The organism is Candidatus Accumulibacter propinquus (assembly GCF_056856495.1).
Window position 1 is genome coordinate 14262 of the sequence record NZ_JBSEHC010000002.1, and the last position, 17074, is coordinate 31335.

Consider the following 17074-nt stretch of genomic DNA (forward strand, 5'->3'; position numbering starts at 1 on the left):
CTTCAGTCCGTCAGCGAGGACAGGGGCACGAAAGACGAGCCTTCGGCTTTCTGGAACACGGCGAAAACCTTCTCGGTCTGCGCGCTGGAGTCGACGAAGTCCGCATAGGCTCTTGCCAGCCACTGGCGGTAGGCCGCGTAGTCGGGCGCCTTGCCGGCTTCCTGTTTGGCCAGATAATCGTGGAAGCGCTGCAGGATGTGCAGGCGGTTGACCTGGACCACGCGCACATCGAAGTCGATGTCGAAGTATTCCAGAAATTCTTCGGCCGAACTCAGGTCGGCGAGGTCGTCCTCGAAGCCGTCGGTTTCGCAGGGCATGGTCTTCTCCGGTTTCAGTCAAGCAGTTCGTGGGCAGGGGCGTACTGACGATCGATCACCGACAGCAGCGGCAGCACGCCGAGCGCATCGCGGGTGTCGACCTCGGCAATCTTCTTCAGGCGCGCACGCGCCTCGTTCAGTCGTCCTAGGCGCAGCAGGATTACTGCCGAACCCTTGAGGGCCAGGAGATGGAAGCGCAGCATGCCCATCGAGCGCATCGCCGCCTCGCCGAGCGTGATCGGCCCGAGGTTGCTCCAGCTACCGGTGAGGTGCAGGCGCCGGGCACTGACGTCGAGGGCCCGTTCGGCGACCAGCAGCGCGTCTTCGAGGCGATGCTGGTAGAAGTAGTAGCGGTAGATGGCCACCAGCACCGAGAGCTGCTCGGGGGCCAGGAAGTAGGCGTAGAGCAGCCGCTGCTCGGCAATCGGCTGGCCGTACTGCTGTGCGGCCGCTACGATCTGGGCGGCAACGCCAGGCGGGCAGGGTTCGTCGAAGTACAGGACATCATCGCCAAGTTCCAGCAGTTCGAGTCGACTAGCCACGGCCCTGTTCCTTGCAACACAACTCGCCTGCCGAACAGGTGATGCAGGTGCCCGTCGCAGTCTCCGTGGCCGTCGCCGCGGTCGCGGGTGTCGGTACGTCAGGTCGCAACCCGGCTTCGAGGGCTTCGATACGTTCCAGCAGGCACTGGATCGCCTTGCCGACGGGATCGGGAATCAGATGGTGGTCGAGATTGATGGCCATCCCGGCAGTGCCCACCGCGCCGACCTTGCTGCGCCCGCCGACCAGTCGCGCCGGGATGCCGATGGCGGTACGGCCCGCCGGGACTTCCTTGACGACCACCGAATTGGCGCCGACGTGGGCGCCGTCGCCCACCGCGATGGCCCCGAGAATCTTGGCGCCGGCACCGACCACTACCCCGTTGCCGAGGGTCGGATGCCGCTTGCCCTTGTTCCAGGTCGTTCCTCCCAGCGTGACGCCGTGGTACAAGGTGCAGTCGTCGCCGATCTCGGCGGTTTCGCCGATGACCACGCCGGCGCCGTGATCAATGAAGAAGCGGCGACCAATGGTGGCCCCGGGATGGATGTCGACATTGGTCAGCCAGCGCCCGATGAAGGCCAGCCAGCGTGCGCTGAATCCCCAGCCCCGGCGCCAGAGGCGATGGGCGAGGCGATGCACGAGGATGGCGTGCAGGCCGGGATAGGTCAGCAGCACTTCGATGCGCGATCGCGCCGCCGGGTCGCGATCAAAAACGCAGGCCAGGTCTTCCGCGAACAGCGCCCGCAGCCCCGGCGGGGTTTGGCGTGGTCTGGCGGTGTGGAGCAACGGCGTCGAGAGGTCGGTCATCATCGGGTCAGCGATCGAGCAGTCTGAGCAGGTCTGCCTCGGAAGGCACCTGCTTGTGGTGGGTCATGAAGCCTCGCAGCCGCTGCAGGAAGGCACGTGCCGCGGCGTCCGACAGGGCGTGCCCGAGGCTGGACATGACTTGTTGCACGGCGCGTGCTCCGGAGTGCTTGCCGAGAACGACGCGATGCCTGCGCCCGACCAGAGAAGGATCGAAGCCCTGGTAGTTGGCCGGGTCCTTGAGCAGTCCGTCGACGTGGATTCCGGCCTCGTGGGTGAAAGCGCCTTCGCCGACAATACTTTTTTGCCAGCACAGGGGACGTCCCGAAGCGATGGCGACTCGACCCGAAATGTCCGGGAAACCGGCCAGATCGATGCCCGTCTCGATGCCATGGCAGACGTGCAGACCGAGCACGACTTCCTCGAGCGGGGCATTGCCCGAGCGCTCGCCGAGACCGTTCACCGTCGTGTTGAGGTGCGTCGCGCCGGCGCAGGCGGCGGCCAGCGTGTTGGCCGTGGCCATTCCCAGATCGTCGTGGGCATGCATCTCGATTTCCAGATCGCAACAGGCGCGCAGATGACGGATGCGCTCGAAGGTCGCAAAGGGGTCGAGCACGCCCAGCGTATCGGCAAAACGGATGCGCTGGGCACCCGCCGACTGCGCCGCTTCGGCGATCGCCGCCAGCAGTTCCGGGTCGCCGCGCGAAGCGTCCTCGGCACCGATGCCGACGCCAAATCCCAGATCGCGTGCCAGACGCACATGCTCGCCGATCTGCGTCAGCAGCCACCGCCGATCGCGCTGCAGTTTGGAATGCAGATGCTGATCCGAAGCGGGTACCGAAATGTCGATCAACTGTGGGCCAAGTCCCGCCGCGAGCGTGATGTCGGCGCGATTCATCCGGCTCCAGACCATCAGGCGGGCGCGCAGTCCGAGTGCTGCGACCGCTTGAATGCTTGCGCGCTCGGCGTCGCCCATGGCTGGAATTCCGATTTCCAGCTCGGGCACGCCGAGTGCATCGAGGCGACGCGCGATGTCGATTTTCTCGTCGAGACTGAAGGCTACCCCAGCCGATTGCTCACCGTCGCGGAGGGTGGTGTCGTTGATGAAGATGTGGGTTCGGGGTTTGTTGGTCATGGCGGTCAGTGACTGACTAGCAAATCCGGTGCCAGCATGAAATGCCTTGCAAATCGGCCGCTGCAAAACACGTTTGTAGCGGAATTGTCGGGTTTGCTACGACATTGGGTGGCTGCTGTTGGAAAGCGACGCGAGGCGCTGCCGGGTCAAGTCTGTAAACGAGAAAAGCCGCTTTCGCGGCTCTTCCCGTTCTTTGCTGCCGTCTGCTACTCGGCATCCAGTTCCCGCCAGGATACCCGGCGCGTGCCAGGCCCCGTCGGGTCTATCGGCACCGGCTTGCTGAGGGTGCCGGGGGCATCGGTTCGGATCAATTCCCTGATCGTGCCATCTACCAGGCGGATCACGCTTGGCGCGGTAGCCAGGTATTCGCCAAGCCTGGCACCGGCGAGTCCATCGGTTCCTTCAACGGGTCCGCCGGTCCGATAATCGAGGAAGTAGGCGAAGCTCACGCCAACGGCAGCGCACGCTCCCGAGGTCGGCGTGTTGGTGTTGAAGGTCAGGGTTCCGAGTTGCAGGCGCAGGTCGGTGCTGACCCGTTCTCCCGCGACCGGGAAGTCGACGAACCAGCCGTCATTAGTATGGAAATCGACGGTCTCGCTGCTGCTGGTGACAATCGCGTCGCCTTCGTTGCAGTAGGGATTGCCCTCGCCGCAAGTGCCGGAGGTCAGCGTCTGTTGGACGAAATCCCCTGGTACCGGGTCGGTCTGTGGGGGCGTCAGTGGCCGCGGGCTGCCGTAATCCGCGTTGATCAGCCGGTCCTTGATGGCGTAGAAGGACTGCGTCTGCGTGTTCCCCAGATCATCGGCGCCGAGCAATTGTCCGGTGGCCACGAAAACCACCGGCTGGCCGGCGATCTTGCCGAGTTCAGGCTTGCTGGTGATCGGCTGGGCGACGCCACCGGCGTCCTTCAGGGTCGCCAGGCGCTGCGCGTCATAAACCGGCGGGTCGACGGTCGTCGGAATGTCGCCATTGACATCGAAGCGCCAGAGGTTGCCGAGCAGGTCGCCTCCGTAGACCCGTTGCGCGGTGTTGTTGTTGTCCGGGAAGTTGGCCCAGGCGGTGATCCGCGCTAGCCCGCTGGGGGTGGTGGTGTCGCCGACGTCGGTGGTGATCGCCCGGATCAGCGCACCGCTATCGGCGTTCAGGATGAACAGATAGCCTTTGCCGTCTCCGGGACCGACGTTGTTGTATCCGGACGCCACGATGACCACCCAGGTGCCGTCCTTGAGTTTGGTGATCACCGGGTTGCCGTAGCTGTAGCCGAGATTCTCGTGGGTGAATTCCCAGAGTGCCTTGGGCGAGGCCGGGGTGGTGATGTCGAGCGCGTAGTAGCCGCGTCCTCCATGGTTCAGGCCGCCGACGAGAATGGTTTTCCAGACCGGGCTGGCGGTGTCGCCGGCAGCCGGGGTCGCGCAGTCGCTGGCGCAGATGTCCGCCATCACCGGTGTGCCATCGACATAGAACTGGTGCAGCGACGAGTAGCTCTTGTCGGCCAGTTTGTAGACCGTCGGCAGGACGAGTGCCGGGACATAGGCCCAGGCCTCCTCACCGGTGCTCTCATTGAAGGCGTGCAGCATGCCGTCGTTGGCGCCGATGTAGACCATCGCCGTTCTGCTCGCGTTGCTCGCCTTGAAGGTGCCGTACTGGTAGTCGGCATAGTTCCACGGCGACCCCTTGACATAGACGGCTTCGGAACCGGCGATGTCGCCCAGCAGGTGGGTACGCTGGCGGTAGTAGGTGGTGGTGCTGACCAGCGCACCCTCGTTGCTCTTGTCGCCGCGCAGGAAGTTAACCAGATTTTTCCCGCTGGCCGCGGTTTGTGTGGCATCCGGCAGGCAGATCGTGCCGACCGTGCAGAACTGCGTCAGCGTGCCGGAAGGTGGCGCGATGGCCGTTTTGGCAAAGTACGCCTTGTCGGCATCGCTGAGACCGACAAAAACCGCTCTCTCGGCATCGCTGAGCCCTTCGTCGTCCCAACGGAACGACTTCAGTTTGGTGGTCGAGGTCTCGCTGGTATCGAAGGTGAGGATCTTGCGCGCCGCATAACCGTCCGTCGATACCTTGGCGTCGAGTTTCGCCTGCGCCGCCCACGTCGGGGTCGCCGAAATCGCGCCGGTCGTGCCGTCGATGGTGCGCTTGACCAGATCTCCGGACCAGTCTCCGGCGGTGAAAGACACTTCGAAGATCGAGTTTCCGGCCTCGTCGGCGACCAGGTTCGGGCTGGTGACCGTGACCGCTGCCAGGGCACCCGCCTTGACTTCCACCGACTGCAGCGCGCTGCTGATGCCGCCCGCCAGGGACGAAGGGTCGGAAGCGCTGAAGTAGGTGCCGCGACCGTTGACCGCGGCGTGCCAGAGGTCGTCGATGTTGGTCTGCGCGTTGCTCTCGGGTTTCGGCCAGTTGCAGGGCGTTCCGACGGGCTGCCAGGGGCAGATGCCGGCATCGGGGTTGGCATTCTCGGGGAGTTTGATGCTGTAGAAATCGCCGCTGGTGGCGGTGGGATAATCCTTGTCGTAGCCCATCAGACCCGATGCCCCGAGGCCGAGGGTATAGGTGATCATGTTCTGCCGTGGCCCTTTCAAGGCGTCGTTGGTGCACACGTTGTTATGCACCGTCACTTCGCCGGTGACCACCGGGCCGCCGGTACAGCGGTCCGGCGTCAGCGCGGGATCACGCAAGTCGGTTTTCCAGTAATACTGGGCCACATCGGCGAGCGTGTCGGGGGTCTGGCCCCTGGGCAAGGTCGAGCAGGTCGTTCGGGTATAACTGGGGGAGGTGGGTTCTGCCGGGGTGCAGGAGGCCACGTCGGTCGGACCGGTGGTCGTGACCGGGCAGGTGGTCAAGACATAGTCGTTTTCGGCACTGGGCTCGGCGGCGGTACAGGTGGTCGGGTCGACGGCTGTCGGGCCCGTACTGTTGGTACTGCACGTCGTCCGCATGATGCCCGTGGTCACTGCCGTGCATGGCGGTGCCACGGCCACCGGCGAACCGAGGTTGGTCCGGCATTCGGTCACCGTGGTTCCGGATGTCCCGGTGCTGCAACTCGCGGTGTCGGTCCAGTCGGTCCAATGGTCGGGGTCGGCCCGGCATTCCACGGTGGCCGAGGTGGTGCAACTGCCGGTGGCGGTGACCCAGTCGCTCCAGTCCCGCTGACATCTGCGGCCGAGAGTCACGGTGTACGGCGAAGCGGTCGATTCCGCGGCCGTGCAGGAATCGACATCGGTCCAGGTGGTGCCCCAGTTGTAACGGCAGGCTTTCGCGTCGGCCCGATAGACGGTGCCGGTCGTGGTTGCCGATGTCCGGTTGGCCACCGTGCAGGTACTGGTGGTGTCGGACCAGGTGGGAACCGGGTCCCGGTACAGGCATTCGACTCGCGTGGTGTAGGTCGTGACTTCACTGTCGGTGCCCGCGCCGGTCACCGTCGTGCCGCCGACGACATAAGTGCAGCTTGGGGTGTCGGCCGCGCTGCCGCGGGGAAGCGTTACGCAGTCCACCCGGCCGGTGACCGGCGAGCACGACGCGACATCGCCGAAAGCACTCCAGGTCAGGCCGCCGTCGCTGGAAGTCCGTTGCCGTACCTGCGTCACCCGTTGTTGCAGGACGTAGGCCCGGACCTGTAGCGGTCCCGTGAGTTCCTGCATGTGTCCCGTCCGGGTGCGCGTCTGCAGGGGCGATGTCCGCTTCTGCCGCGGACCCGTTGCGGCCATCTCCTGGCGCGTGGTCTTGTTGACCTGCTCGGTGGATTTCTGCTCCTGAAAACCGCCGCCATCGAGTTGAGGTCGCACTTCCCCGGTGGTTGGGCCGTCCTGGTCGCCGACGGCGGTGCTGCCGTCCCACTTGAAACCGGCGCCTTCGTTCCAGTAGCCGTCGGTCGAAAGAATGGTGACGTTCGGCTGGCAGTAGAACTGCACGGGGTCGACGACGTCGACGCCGTTGAAGCTGGTTTCATTGAGGCGACCCGCGTACAGACGGCCGGCGTTCGACAGCGCGATCCGCAGCGGCGTGTTCAGGTTCGGTACGGCGGAGAACAGCTTGTCGTACCAGGCTTTCTTCTGGGCGGCGTTGAACACGTCGATGTTCTGGAAGTCGGTGCTGGTGTTGTTGTTGATGGTCATGTAGCCGATACGGAAACGGCTGCCGATCGGTTCGAACGACAGGCTGGCGGCGGTCTTCATGGTCAGCATGCGGGTGTGGTAATAGGCCCACCAGTTCGCATAGTTGGTCATTTCCTCGGCATAGGTGCAGGGGTCCGCGGCGCAGTCGCTGCGGGCGCCGAGCTTGGGATAGGTGGTGGTCGTCTCGGTGATGACGGTCAGCAGGTTTTCACCCGGCGCGCGGTTGGTCGAGGGGCGCGCGAAGGCGGTGGTGCTGACGCTCATCGAGCCACTCTTGGTCACCGCCGGTGTGGCCGTGACGGCGCCCGGCGCGCTGACCGTGACCACGCCGGCCGCGGCAACGGCGCTGTAACCGACGATGCCGCAGGTGCCCGTTTTGATGAACGTGCAGGCGTTGATGCTGGTGGCGATGTTGGCGGCGAGTACCGCCGGATCGGTGGAGGCGGCGATGGTGGTCGATAGGATCTGCAGCGAGCTGACGGTGATGCTGCTGATCGACGTGCTGCTGGTGCCGCTGAGGGTGATCGTGCTGGTGCGTGGCGCGGGCAGGCGGGCGAACTCGAACGGCGTATTGGCGCCAGAGGTCTCGATCCGCACGGCCTGACAGGCACCCGCGCTGGGCGTCAGGGCGATGGCTTCTGCCGCAGTCTTGCACCAGCGCAGTTTGGCCGCCACCGGGTGGGAGGCATCCGACGTGGTACTGCACGACTTCAGACTCTTGTTGGTGCAGAACTCGCCGGCCTGGGTCGTATAGTAGAAGGCGCTGCCGACCAGGTTGCGGGTCGTTGCCGACGCGCCGAGGTCGTAGCCGTTGTCCTTGACGGCTGTCCAGGCGCTGGTGTTGGCGGAGGTCTGGCTGGGGTAGGTGGTGGTGTCGGGCAAGCCATCAACGGAGAAATACTTCGGCGGCGTATACGTAATGGCCGGGTTGTATGCCACGCCGTTGAAGCCGGCATTCCTGCTCCGGGAGCGGTCGGTGCTTTCCGCCCAGTCGGGCAGGAAGTCCCAGGCCATGCTCCCCGAGTCATCGAGGACGAACATCACGTTGGGCGATATCTCGACCGAAGAAGCACCGGAGATTGGCGAGTTGGCCAGTTGGGTTGTCCCGGCCGGGGCGCCCACGGCAAGCAGCAGCAGCGCGAGCAGCGACAGCGATTGGGTGGTCACTTTCCTGGTTTGCATGGCAAACTCCTTCTTGAACTGCTTGACGACCTACAGCGCCACGACGGTCTGGAGGTAGGCGACCGTATTGCGTGGTCCGGTGATGCGTGTGGTAATGCGGTAATAGACCTGGTTGCTGGCGATCTGTGCTGGACCGCCGGCACTGAAACTGCCGCCGGTGTTGACGCCGGCGGGTGGTTTGGCGCAGTTGGTGTTATGCGGAGCTTTGTTGTTTTCATCACACAACCGATGTATCACAAAGCGTACGGTGTTGCCTGCGGGATCCACAGGGTAGGTCCAGTCGTCTGGCGGTTTAACCCTGTTCCAATACACTTCCCAAGACTCGTCGCCATCGACGTCACGATCAGCGCGAGCGGCAGAGTAGAAAATCAGGCGGTCCTCTATAACGGCAACGTTGTGTAGCGTTGAGTTGTTGTTCTCTTCCAGCCAGGTGATCGCGGCCTGCGTACCACTTTCGCCAGAGTGAACCGCCGATTCGCGGAACGACAGGTTGCCGGCAATGATGTTGGCGGTGTCGACCGAGCGAATCAGCGCCACCCCGGCGAGCGTCAGCGCCACGAGGATGATCAGCGCCACCAGCAGGACGACACCGCGCTCACTTGATGGGCTGTTGCCGGCAAGCGCTGGTGACGGTACAGGTTTTTGCCTTAGGGCGTACATGGGGCCATCCAGCTCAGGTTGCGAAGTGGTACGACGGTCTCGAAGACCTTGTAGCGGTAATTCTGCCAGTCGGCCCTGGCGGTCAGATCGATCGCCGCGCCGCCACTGCCTTCCCAGACCGGCGCCTGCGCGGTGACCGTGCCCTGGTCGACCTGGCTGTTGCGCGCGACGACCGCGATACGCAGCGCCGAGGCTCTGGCCCATCGACAGGCGCGAGTCTCTGCACTTGCCGGAGCCGGTAACAGTGGGTTCTGGTCCCAGGTTTCGATGCCGTCCGGGACGGCATCGGTGTCGCGCCCATATTGGGCTCGCAGGCTTACGATGTTGTTGGCGATTGCAACATAACTTGTAGCCAAACTACAATCATTTGGGCCTAGGTAATCGCAGAACGTGAGGTTGCCGCCACGAACGGCGTAAGCGAGGATTCTTGGGTTGGTACCCAGGTTGAAAAGTGTGCCGCCATCGACGGCGCCGCTGGCTACCGTGGTGGTGAGGTTAGGTGCTGCGATGGAGTCCACTCCTGCCAATGTCAAACTGCAGCCGGCGGTTGGGCCTGAGGGGGCGGCGATTACCTGACTACCAACGGAAAAGCTCGCTGCGGTCTGTACCCCGATCACTGTTGCGCTGGGGACGGCGGTTATCACATCGCCCTCCGGCGAGCCCTCGCCGTTGCCGTAGGCGATGAGCAGGGTGTCGGTGTTGGCGTCGCCGGCCGGGACGTCTGCGATCGGTGGGTTGATGACGACTGGGGCAAGTTGCGTGAGCGTACGACTTGGCAGAACCAGAGCGCAGCCGAGGGCGTTCATGGCGTTGAAGCCGTAACCCGCCTCGCGGATATCGCGTTGCAGGGTATAGATCGCCATCGCGCCGTTGCTTTGCGCATCGCCGGTGCCCGTCGTCGTTCGCTTCTGCCCTTCGGCAGAGGCGAAAACCTGCATCATGATGATGATCCCGATCATGCCGATGACCATCGCGACCATCACTTCGACCAGAGTGAAGCCTCCTGGTCTGGCCATCGCGGGCGGTATTGAGTGCGAGTTCATGGCGGTCTAGGGGTTGCGGACGATTTGTGAGACGACGACATGGCGGTGCGAGGAATTCGCGCCGCTGGTCGGCATTTGCGGCGTGCGCCAGAACATGGTGATGACCACCTGTCCGGTGTTGTCAACGGTCACGGCCGGCAAGGTCGAGTCGACGCCGCTCGACGCCGCCACGACGCCCGGCAGGCCATCGATCCCCTGCACATCGGCGAGCCAGGCGTTGTAGGTGGTGCAATCGGTACACGCCGTCGAGAACTGCGCCTGCAGGCCGGCGGTGGTCAAGCCGCTCGCCCACATCTGCCCGATCAGCCGATTGGCCAGCAGGCTGGCGTCGGTACGGTACTTGGCGTCGCTGGTGAGCTGGATCGACGTCGCCTGCAGGGCGACCAGCGAAAGGATGCCCAGCGAGAAGATCAGGATCCCGATCAGCGCTTCCAGCAGCATGACGCCTGCCTGGGCCTTGGCGGTGTTGGGCGATCGGTTCATGTGCAGGCCTGCGCGTCGCCGACGGCCAGGGCCGGATCGCACATGCGGATCTGGCCACCGAGCGTCACAATGATCTGCAGGCAACGAATCGGCCCGCCACTGGCCAGACAAAGCCCGCCGGTCGCACTCGCAACGTTGATCGTGACGTTGGCGGCCGGCACCGGCGTGAGGCGCCCCAGGCTGTTGAACACCAGGGCCGACTGGTCGGCCGCCAGGGTCGTGTCCGCAGAGCCTTCGGCACCGCTGCGCAACTGGATGATGCGCGGCGCGACGGTGTCGGAGGGCGGTGTTGCACAGGCGCCGACCGGGCTGTCGAAGCTGACCACCCAGTTCGGGCCGGCTGTGCTCAGCGCGCAACTGTCGTCGGTGGTGTCGACAAGTTGAAAACTGATGGTCGTATTGCGCCTTACGGCCTCGGCCCGGGCCAACTGCAGGCCGTTTTGCACCGATTCGGCGGCCGTGCGCACCCTGGCGTTACGCAGCCAGTTGCTGAAGGCCGGCATGGCGATCGCCAGCAGCACGCCGAGGATGGCCATGCCGACGATCAGTTCGACCAGACTGAAGCCGCGCCCGGGTTTCAACAGCCACCTCCCTTGCTGGTGACCCAGCAGGTCGCGGAGGTCGTCCAGCCCGCGGCGACGGCGGGCGTGGCCCTGACGTTGGCCTCGGTGACCGTGTAGGTGAAGCCGGTCATCGAACTCTTGCCGGTGGCGGTCAGGGTGTAGGTGGTCGCGGTCAGCGTCGGACAAGAAAAATTGAAGTAGCTGCTGGCGGTCGTGTCGGCGGCGCAGGCCGGCGCACTGATCGGCGGATCGGCCTGGAAATAGAAATGGTTGTCCTGGAAGAACTGCTCCATGCGCGTGCGTCGTTCCGCCAGACCGGAGGTCGCCTGCGTGATTCTGGAGCGGGTCAGGTGATCGGTGTAGCTGGGTATGGCGATTGCCGAGAGAATGCCGATGATGACCACGACGATCATGACCTCGATCAAGGTGAAGCCGGTTTGTCTGTTCACAGCGTCGATCTTCCTCGGGAGCAGCTTGGGGGGGGCCGGGCGTAACGGCGACTGATGCCATCATAGTCCAGGGCTGGTCTGGAGCAAGCGCCGAGCGATGTACGGCAGTCGTTGGGGGACGAGTGGCGCGGTGTGCGCAACCGGGAGCGGTAGAATCCTGCTTTCGGCTCCTCCGGCATCTTCATTTCAGACAGTGCGCTTCTCGATAGGGGCATTCACGGGCCGTTCAGCGGAGCAGGAACAGTGGCGCAGGCTGCTCTGGGCGCTCGCCGGGTCGCTACTGCTCCATTGGGGCGTGTGGGCGGTTCTGCGGCCGGGTGCCGGGGCGGTGGGGCCGGGTCTGGGCAGGTCGACCGTGTTCGCAACGCTGCGCAGCACGGCCCGCGCGGCGCCACCGGCGGCCATCGAAGCGCCTGGCGATGAGATCTTGGCGGCGTCCGCAGACGCTCCTTCGACGCGCGTTGCCGAGTCGGAGCCAGCGCTGCCGCCGGAGCCGGCCGAATCCGCCGACGCGACTTCACTGCTCGCGACGTTGGGCCAGCAGCGGCTGGAGGCGCAGCTGCCGCCGTACCTGGTGGCCCCCTTCGCCATCGACGCGTCGCCGGGTCCCTGGTATTTCCCACGTTCCGAACTGACGGTTGCACCGAAGTTGCTGGACGAGCCGCTGATACCGCAGCCGGAGAAGCCGGGCACTACCGGGCAGCGTACCGGCAAGGTGGTGTTGCGGGTGTTCGTCGGTGTCGGCGGTACGGTCGATCGCGTCGAAGTGGCTGGCAGCAGCTTGTCGGCCGATTTCGACGCGGCTGCAGCTGCAGTCTTTGCGCGATTGCGTTTCAGTCCGGGCGAGATCGAAGGGGTGGCGGTCAACAGCGAGACGCGTTTCGAAATTGTGTTCGACGGCGGCGAAACTGACGGCAGCCATGCGACCGACCGGGTGAGCGTTGGTGACCCGCGTCGGCAAGTGGCCGCCGATCCGGCGGCGGCCCGGTCGGTGGCCGCGGGGAACGCTGCGGTCTCGCCAGCGCCGGCTAGGCCGCTGGGGCGCTAGGCCCGGGCGCTACTGCAGTTCGCGAGGCAGGGCGAAGGTCACGTTTTCCTCGGCACCGTCGAGCTGGGCGACTTTCGCGCGGTCGCCTCCCGACAGGCGATCGACGACGTTCTGCACCAGGACTTCCGGGGCCGACGCGCCGGCGGTGACGCCGATACGGCTGGCACCATTGAGCCACTCTGGGTTGATCTGTTCGGCCTGGTCGACCAGGTAGGCGCGGCTGCCAATCAGTTCGGCGACTTCGCGGAGTCGATTCGAGTTGGAACTCGACCGGCTGCCGACGACGAGGACGACTTCGCTGTTGCGTGCCAGTTGCTTGACTGAATCCTGCCGGTTTTGCGTTGCGTAGCAGATGTCGTCCTTCTTCGGGCCGATGATCGCGGGGAAACGCTCCTTCAAGGCGGCAACGACCTGCGCGGCGTCGTCGACCGACAAGGTGGTCTGCGTGACGTAGGCCAGGCTGGCCGGGGATTTGACCTGGAGTTGGCGGGCATCGGCGACGGTTTCGACGAGGTACATGCCGTCGCCACTCTGCCCCATCGTGCCTTCGACCTCGGGATGTCCCTTGTGGCCGATCATCACGATCTCACGGCCTTCCCTGCGCATTCTGGCGACTTCGAGGTGCACCTTGGTGACCAGCGGGCAGGTGGCGTCGAAGACCTTGAGGCCGCGTGCCGCGGCTTCCTCGCGAACGGCCCTGGAAACACCGTGGGCACTGAAAACGACCGTGCCGCCGGCCGGTACGTCGGCCAGTTCGTCGATGAAAATGGCGCCCTTGGCACGCAGGTCGTCGCAGACGAAGAGGTTGTGTACCACTTCATGGCGAACATAGATCGGCGCACCGTACTTCTCGATGGCGCGCTCGACGATGGCGATGGCGCGATCGACGCCGGCGCAGAAGCCGCGGGGATTGGCGAGAATGACCTGCATGCTGGATCTCACATGATGGCGATGACTTCGACCTCGAAGCGGAGGGCTTTGCCGGCGAGCGGATGGTTGAAGTCGAAGAGCGCGCTGTTGTCGCTCAGTTCGCGCAGAAAACCGGCAAAGTTGCCGGCGCCGTCGGGCGAACTGAATTCCACCAGCGAGTTGACCCTGAGTTCGATCTCCGGCGGCAGGGCACTGCGCGCAATACGTTCGACCAGGCGGGGGTTGTGGATACCAAAGGCGTTCGTTGCCGCAAGCTCAAAGACCTGACGCTTGCCGGTGGCCATTCCGAGCAGGCACTGTTCGAGCGTTTCCGCGAGCTGGCCGCTACCCATCTGCAGGGTCGCGGGAGACAGGCCGAAGGTGCTGACGTACTCGTCGCCGTCGAGATCGGCAAGGCTGTAGTGCAGCGTCAGGAAACTGTCGGCCAGCACCGTTGCGATGATCTTCGATGGCCGGGTGCCATTAGATGGCGGCGGCATCAGCGACCTCGCTCGCAGCGCGCGGGATTCTGCTCGGCGGGTCTGGCGGCAAACTGGTCCCAGGCCATCAGCAGCGCGCCGATGCAGATCGCCGAATCGGCGATATTGAAAGCCGGCCAGTAGAAACCGGCGACGTGCCATTGCACGAAGTCGATCACCGCGCCGAAACGCAGGCGGTCGATGACGTTGCCGAGCGCACCGCCGAGGATCAGCGTGAGGGCCAGAGAGAGCCGGAATTCGCCGCTATGGTGAGGCAGGACACTGACGATCCACGCCGAAATTCCCAGCGCCAGGGCAGTGAAGAACCAGCGCTGCCAGCCACCGGCATCGGAGAGGAAGCTGAACGCGGCGCCGGGGTTGAAGGTCAGCACCCAGTTGAAGAAAGGGGCGACGTAGATCACGTCGCCAGGCTGCAACCAGGCGAGGATCAGCCATTTGCTGACCTGGTCGAAGGTGACGATGATGCCGGCCAGCACCAGCCAGCGGTCGATGTTACGCGAAGGCACGGGCTTCGCCTTCCGCGTACAGGTTGTCGATGCAGCGGCCGCACAGGCCGGGGTGCTCCGGGTGCTTGCCGACGTCAGCGCGCACATGCCAACAGCGCTCGCACTTGGCGTGCGTCAGCGCGGTGCACAATAGTTGGTCGACCGGGTCGCGCACGACCGCCGCCTGCGAGCAGATCAGGACAAAGCGCAGGTCGTCGCCGAGCGAAGCAAGCAACGCGTGCTTCTCGCCGTCGCAGTGCAGTTGTACTGCAGCCTGCAGCGGCGAGCCGATCCTGCCTGCGCTGCGCAGTTCTTCGAGGGCGCGCATGACTTCGCCGCGGTAGGTCCGGATCTTGCCCCATTTTTCGAGCAGTTCGCCTTCGCCGGCCGGTGCCGGCAGTGGTTGCCAGGTGTGCAGCATGATCGACTGCTGGCGGTCACCGCTTTGCAGTTGCCAGATCTCCTCGGCGGTGAAACAGAGGATCGGCGCCATCAGCTTGGTCAGGCATTGCAGGATATGCCACAGGGCGCTTTGTGCCGAGCGGCGTGGCGCGGAAGCGGCGGCAGTAGTATAGAGACGATCCTTGAGGATATCGAGGTAGAAGCCGCCGAGATCCTCGGAACAGAAGGTCTGCAGCGACTGCACGACGCGGTGGAACTCGAAGCGCTCGTAGTCGGCTTCGCATTGCGCCTGCAGTTGCCGGGTCATGGCCAGGGCGTAACGATCGATTTCCAGCCATTGTTCGATCTCCAGGAGATCGCGGCTGGCGTCGAAGTCCGCGGTATTGGCCAGCAGGAAGCGCAGGGTGTTGCGGATGCGGCGGTAGGATTCGACGACGCGCTTGAGAATCTCGTCGGAGATCGACAGTTCGCCGGAGTAGTCGGTGGCCGCGACCCACAGGCGAAGGATCTCGGCGCCGAGCGTGTCGCCGATCTTCTGCGGGGCGATCACGTTGCCCCGCGATTTCGACATTTTCAGGCCCTTGCCGTCGACCACGAAGCCGTGCGTCAACAGGGCCTTGTAGGGTGCCTGCCCGTCCATCGCACAGCCGATCAGCAGCGAACTCTGGAACCAGCCACGATGTTGATCGGAGCCTTCGAGATAGAGATCGGCGGGGTAGGCGAGTCCGTTGCGATGCGAGCCGCGCAGGACGCTGGAGTGCGTCGCGCCGGAGTCGAACCAGACGTCGAGGGTGTCGCTCATCTTCCGGTATTGCTCGGCCTCGGCGCCGAGCAGTTCCCCGGCGTCAAGCGCGAACCAGGCTTCGATGCCGGCCTTTTCGACGCGCTGGGCGACGGCTTCGATGAGTTCGACTGTGCGTGGATGCGGCGCACCGGTCTCGCGGTGCAGGAAAAAGGGCAGGGGAACGCCCCAGTTGCGCTGACGCGAGACGCACCAGTCGGGACGCGTGCGCATCATCGCTTCCAGGCGCGCGCGACCCCAGGTCGGGAAGAAGCGCGTTTCGTCAACTGCGCGCTCGGCGCACCAGCGCAGCGTCGGTTCCTCTTCGCTGAGGGGCGTCGCCGCGGCTTCGGTCGACGTCGGGCGGTGATCCATGCCGATGAACCACTGCGTGGTGGCACGGAAGATGATCGGTGTCTTGTGGCGCCAGCAGTGCGGATAACTGTGCTGGATCTTCTCGGATTTCAGCAGGTGGCCGTTGGCGGCGAGTTCCTCCAGCACCAGCGGGTTGGCCTCCCAGACCGATTTGCCGGCAAGCTCGCCGACGCCCAGCGCCGGGGTGCCGGCGACGAATCGACCATCGTCGCCGACCGGATTGTTCACCGGCAGACCATACACCTTGCCGATCAGGTAGTCGTCGGTGCCATGCGCTGGCGCCGTGTGCACCAGGCCGGTGCCGGCCTCGACGGTGACGTGCCGGCCGCAGATGATGGCCACGTCGCGGGCCTGGAAGGGGTGTTTGAGAAGCACGTGTTCGAGCGCCGCGCCTTTGGCCGAACCGATCACCGTCCCGGCGAGGGCATAGCGCTGCAGGCAGGCAGCGGCCAGTTCACGCACCAGGATCAGGGCGCCGCGGGGGGTGTCGATCAGTTCGTAGTCGAAGTCCGGGTGCGCGCTGACGGCCTCGTTGGCCGGCAGCGTCCAGGGCGTGGTCGTCCAGATCACGGCGAAGGCCGGCCCGCGCAGGTGCGTGAGGCCGAAAGCCCGCGCCAGCTTGTCGGCGTGATTGGGGTGTACTTCGAAAGCCACATCGATCGCCGACGAGGTCTTGTCTTCGTATTCGACCTCGGCCTCGGCCAGCGCCGAGCGACAGTCGAGGCACCAGTTGACCGGCTTCAGGCCCTGGTAGAGGTAACCCTTCTGCAATATCGCACCGAGCGCACGGATTTCGTCGGCTTCGGTCTTGAAGTTCATGGTCAGGTAAGGATTGTCCCATTCTCCGAGAATACCGAGGCGGATGAAATCCTTCTTCTGGCGCTCGATCTGTTCGCCGGCGAAGGCGCGGCACAGTTCGCGCACCCGCTCGGCCGGGACATGCTTGCCGTGCAGCTTTTCGATCTGATGCTCGATCGGCAGGCCATGGCAGTCCCAGCCCGGAACATACGGTACGTCGAAGCCCGCCAGCGTCTTCGAGCGGACGATGACGTCCTTGAGGATCTTGTTGACCGCGTGGCCGATGTGAATGTCTCCGTTGGCGTAGGGCGGGCCATCGTGCAGCACGAAACGGGGGCGTCCCTGCGAGACCTCGCGGATCCGCTCGTAGAGTTTTGTCTCCTGCCAGGCGGCGACCCACTGCGGTTCGCGTCGAGCCAGGTCACCGCGCATCGGAAATGGCGTGTCGGTGAGGTTGAGGGTTTTCTTGTAGTCGGCCATGGCGG

15 protein-coding genes are annotated in these 17074 nt (G+C 64.7%); 1 reads left to right on the forward strand and 14 read right to left on the reverse strand.

Going from position 1 to position 17074, the window contains the following annotated elements; genetic code table 11:
* Positions 1-2: 2 nt before the first annotated feature.
* From nifW to AC15MQ_RS02635, 10 genes are all read right to left on the reverse strand, one after another.
* Positions 3-317: a nitrogenase-stabilizing/protective protein NifW gene (nifW, locus tag AC15MQ_RS02590; protein ID WP_483079242.1), complete on the reverse strand. Its 315-nt coding sequence runs from the start codon at positions 315-317 to the stop codon at positions 3-5.
* Positions 318-331: 14 nt separating this feature from the next.
* Positions 332-859: a hypothetical protein gene (locus AC15MQ_RS02595; RefSeq protein WP_483079243.1), complete on the reverse strand. Its 528-nt coding sequence runs from the start codon at positions 857-859 to the stop codon at positions 332-334.
* Positions 852-1667, reverse strand: coding sequence for a serine O-acetyltransferase (gene cysE, locus AC15MQ_RS02600; RefSeq protein WP_483079244.1), 816 nt, complete (start codon positions 1665-1667; stop codon positions 852-854). The genes AC15MQ_RS02595 and cysE overlap by 8 nt, the downstream gene beginning before the upstream one ends.
* Positions 1668-1671: 4 nt before the next feature.
* Positions 1672-2796: a homocitrate synthase gene (nifV, locus tag AC15MQ_RS02605; protein ID WP_483079245.1), complete on the reverse strand. Its 1125-nt coding sequence runs from the start codon at positions 2794-2796 to the stop codon at positions 1672-1674.
* A 206-nt stretch (positions 2797-3002) separates the two neighbouring features.
* The gene (locus AC15MQ_RS02610) at positions 3003-8093 is read right to left on the reverse strand and encodes a pilus assembly protein (RefSeq protein ID WP_483079246.1); all 5091 of its coding nucleotides are present in this window, start codon (positions 8091-8093) and stop codon (positions 3003-3005) included.
* Positions 8094-8123: 30 nt separating this feature from the next.
* A complete protein-coding gene (locus tag AC15MQ_RS02615; RefSeq protein ID WP_483079247.1) occupies positions 8124-8669 on the reverse strand; it encodes a pilus assembly PilX family protein in 546 nt (181 codons plus the stop codon).
* A 71-nt stretch (positions 8670-8740) separates the two neighbouring features.
* The gene (locus AC15MQ_RS02620) at positions 8741-9796 is read right to left on the reverse strand and encodes a PilW family protein (RefSeq protein WP_483079248.1); all 1056 of its coding nucleotides are present in this window, start codon (positions 9794-9796) and stop codon (positions 8741-8743) included.
* A 6-nt stretch (positions 9797-9802) separates the two neighbouring features.
* Positions 9803-10279 (reverse strand): type IV pilus modification PilV family protein, encoded by a 477-nt coding sequence (locus AC15MQ_RS02625; RefSeq protein WP_483079249.1) that lies wholly within the window; start codon positions 10277-10279, stop codon positions 9803-9805.
* Entirely contained in the window at positions 10276-10860 is a 585-nt protein-coding gene (locus AC15MQ_RS02630; RefSeq protein ID WP_483079250.1) for a GspH/FimT family pseudopilin, read from the reverse strand. The genes AC15MQ_RS02625 and AC15MQ_RS02630 overlap by 4 nt, the downstream gene beginning before the upstream one ends.
* Positions 10857-11291: a type IV pilin protein gene (locus tag AC15MQ_RS02635; RefSeq protein ID WP_483079251.1), complete on the reverse strand. Its 435-nt coding sequence runs from the start codon at positions 11289-11291 to the stop codon at positions 10857-10859. Before AC15MQ_RS02635 ends, AC15MQ_RS02630 begins: the two co-directional genes overlap by 4 nt.
* A gap of 355 nt (positions 11292-11646) precedes the next feature.
* Between AC15MQ_RS02635 and AC15MQ_RS02640 the strand changes: the two genes are divergently transcribed.
* A complete protein-coding gene (locus AC15MQ_RS02640; RefSeq protein ID WP_483079252.1) occupies positions 11647-12339 on the forward strand; it encodes a TonB family protein in 693 nt (230 codons plus the stop codon).
* Between the two features lie 9 nt (positions 12340-12348).
* On the opposite strand, the gene ispH is transcribed toward AC15MQ_RS02640, so the two are convergent.
* Genes ispH through ileS form a run of 4 tightly spaced genes read right to left on the reverse strand, consistent with a single transcriptional unit; the run spans position 12349 to position 17069 of the window.
* Entirely contained in the window at positions 12349-13269 is a 921-nt protein-coding gene (gene ispH / locus AC15MQ_RS02645) for a 4-hydroxy-3-methylbut-2-enyl diphosphate reductase (protein WP_483079253.1), read from the reverse strand.
* Positions 13270-13277: 8 nt separating this feature from the next.
* Complete coding sequence (locus AC15MQ_RS02650) at positions 13278-13748, reverse strand: FKBP-type peptidyl-prolyl cis-trans isomerase (RefSeq protein WP_483079254.1); 471 nt, start codon at positions 13746-13748, stop codon at positions 13278-13280.
* Positions 13748-14254 carry a signal peptidase II gene (lspA, locus tag AC15MQ_RS02655; protein ID WP_332333154.1) on the reverse strand — a complete coding sequence of 169 codons (507 nt, stop codon included), beginning with the start codon at positions 14252-14254 and terminating at the stop codon, positions 13748-13750. The genes AC15MQ_RS02650 and lspA overlap by 1 nt, the downstream gene beginning before the upstream one ends.
* The gene (gene ileS, locus AC15MQ_RS02660; RefSeq protein WP_483079255.1) at positions 14241-17069 is read right to left on the reverse strand and encodes an isoleucine--tRNA ligase; all 2829 of its coding nucleotides are present in this window, start codon (positions 17067-17069) and stop codon (positions 14241-14243) included. The genes lspA and ileS overlap by 14 nt, the downstream gene beginning before the upstream one ends.
* Between the last annotated feature and the right edge of the window lie 5 nt (positions 17070-17074).

Coding starts and splice junctions, on each gene's coding strand:
- nifW (WP_483079242.1), bottom strand. CDS start 317: ATGCCCTGCGAAACCGACGGCTTCGAGGACGACCTCGCCGACCTGAGT.
- cysE (WP_483079244.1), bottom strand. CDS start 1,667: ATGATGACCGACCTCTCGACGCCGTTGCTCCACACCGCCAGACCACGC.
- nifV (WP_483079245.1), bottom strand. CDS start 2,796: ATGACCAACAAACCCCGAACCCACATCTTCATCAACGACACCACCCTC.
- AC15MQ_RS02610 (WP_483079246.1), bottom strand. CDS start 8,093: ATGCAAACCAGGAAAGTGACCACCCAATCGCTGTCGCTGCTCGCGCTG.
- AC15MQ_RS02620 (WP_483079248.1), bottom strand. CDS start 9,796: ATGAACTCGCACTCAATACCGCCCGCGATGGCCAGACCAGGAGGCTTC.
- AC15MQ_RS02625 (WP_483079249.1), bottom strand. CDS start 10,279: ATGAACCGATCGCCCAACACCGCCAAGGCCCAGGCAGGCGTCATGCTG.
- ispH (WP_483079253.1), bottom strand. CDS start 13,269: ATGCAGGTCATTCTCGCCAATCCCCGCGGCTTCTGCGCCGGCGTCGAT.
- AC15MQ_RS02650 (WP_483079254.1), bottom strand. CDS start 13,748: ATGCCGCCGCCATCTAATGGCACCCGGCCATCGAAGATCATCGCAACG.
- ileS (WP_483079255.1), bottom strand. CDS start 17,069: ATGGCCGACTACAAGAAAACCCTCAACCTCACCGACACGCCATTTCCG.